Origin of the sequence: Micromonospora sp. NPDC049799, assembly GCF_040656655.1 — a bacterium.
GTDB lineage: Bacteria > Actinomycetota > Actinomycetes > Mycobacteriales > Micromonosporaceae > Micromonospora.
The window spans coordinates 1-1,670 of the sequence record NZ_JBFAMU010000782.1; the positions used below are offsets into that span (position 1 = coordinate 1).

Annotated in this window: 2 pseudogenes; both read right to left on the minus strand. The window is 76.0% G+C overall.

The annotated features are described in order from the left end of the window. Positions 1–1,209: pseudogene (locus AB0I76_RS29415) on the minus strand (hypothetical protein); the annotation flags it as partial. 1 nt (position 1,210) lies between these two features. Next, a pseudogene (locus tag AB0I76_RS29420) lies at positions 1,211–1,670 on the minus strand (magnesium chelatase); the annotation flags it as partial.

Sequence of the window (1,670 nt, forward strand, 5' to 3'; positions counted from 1 at the left end):
CCAGCACGACCTGCGCTCGGCGGGCGCGGCCGGCGAGGTCAGGTCGGCGAAGACCCGTCGCAGGGCGGTGCCGCCGAGGCGGCGCAGCGCCTTCGGGCTCAGGGTCAGGCCGTCGGAGTCGCGGCTCACCCATCCCTGCCGGCGCAGTTCCTGCTCCAGCTCACGCAGCCGGCGTACGTCGTCGGCGGCGTGCCGGCCCAGCGTCCGGGACACCGCGTCCACGTCGATGTCGTCCAACGTGGCGCCCGGGTGCTCCTGGTCGAGGGAGTCCAGCAGGTCGTCCAGCTCACCGATCTCGCCGAGTGCGCCGGCCGCGTCGGCGTACCCGAGCGGTTCCTCGCCCCGGACCCGTTCGCCCCGGCCCCAGCGCAGGTCGGGCCGCAGCGCCCGCAGGTTGCCGTCGAGGGCCGCCAGCTCGTCGGCGAGCCGGTCGCCGAGGGACTGACGCATCAGCCCGGCCAGCTCCTCCCGCTGCCGGTCGGACAGCGACCGCATCAGCCGCTCGCCGGCGGCCGAGCGTCGGGCCAGCACGTCGACCAGCTCGTCGACGTCCTTCGGCTGCTCCGGGAAGAACTCGCCGTGCCGGCGCATGAACTCGGCGAACGCGTCGGTGGTGTCCTCCGCGCGGGCGTGCCGGGCGAGGAGGTCGTTCAGGTCGTGCATCATCTCGCCGAGCCGACGCTGGACCTCCGGGTCGCCGGCCGCCCGCGCCGCGTCGCGCAGGCCGGCGAAGCGCTGGCCGAGCACCTCGTCGCGCAGCCCGTCGAGGATGCGCTGGTACGTCTGCCGGGCCTCGTCGCTGGCCCACTCGTACCCGGACAGTTCCTCCACCGCGCGGGCCGTCGAGCGGGGCAGGTTGTCCAGCACCGCCTCGGAGAACCGCGCGCTCTCGTCGTCACGCCCGCGCAGCGCGTCGCGTTCGGCGGCGAGGGCCTGGTCGAGCAGTGCGCGGGCACGGGTCACCGCCCCGTCCAGGTCACCGCGGCGCAGTGCCTCCCGGCGCAGCCGCCGGGCCCGCGCGGCGAGGTCGTCGAGACCACCGCGCCCCTGCGGGCCACGGCGCAGGAGGTTGCGCAGCGCCTCCCGGAGACTCCCGCCGGCCAGCACCTCGGAACCGACCGCGTCCACCGCCGCCCGCACGTCGTACGGGGGTGCCAGCGGGTCGGGACCACCGTGCCACTGGCCGTACCGGAACCGGTTGCCGGCCATGTCAGGACCGGTCGCCGTAGCGGGTCCGGCCGGAGTCGGTGACGTCCTTGCCGAGGCGTCGGGTCAGGTGCAGACCCTCCAGGACGAACTCGACACCGGCGGCGGCCTGCTCCGGGCTGGGGGCGTCGCCGAGGCCGAGCCGGTCCAGCACCTTGGCCAGGCCCGGCACGGTGCCCACCTGCCCCAGCAGCTCGGCGGAGCCGACCAGCTCGCCGGTCTCGATCGCCTTCCCGTCCTCGACCAGCGCGGTGAAGCCGGAGAGGTCCAGGCCGGCGAGCCGGGCGCGGAAGGTCTCGGCCGTCGCGGTACGCAGCAGGTGGCCGAGGATCTCCACCTCCCGCCCCTCCTCACCGCTCTCGAACTCCACCTTCCCGCGCAGGGTCGACGTCACCGACACCGCGTCACCGACCCGGGCGACCGGCGCCTCCGGCGCCCCGGCGGGAGCGGCTCCGGCGGCGAGC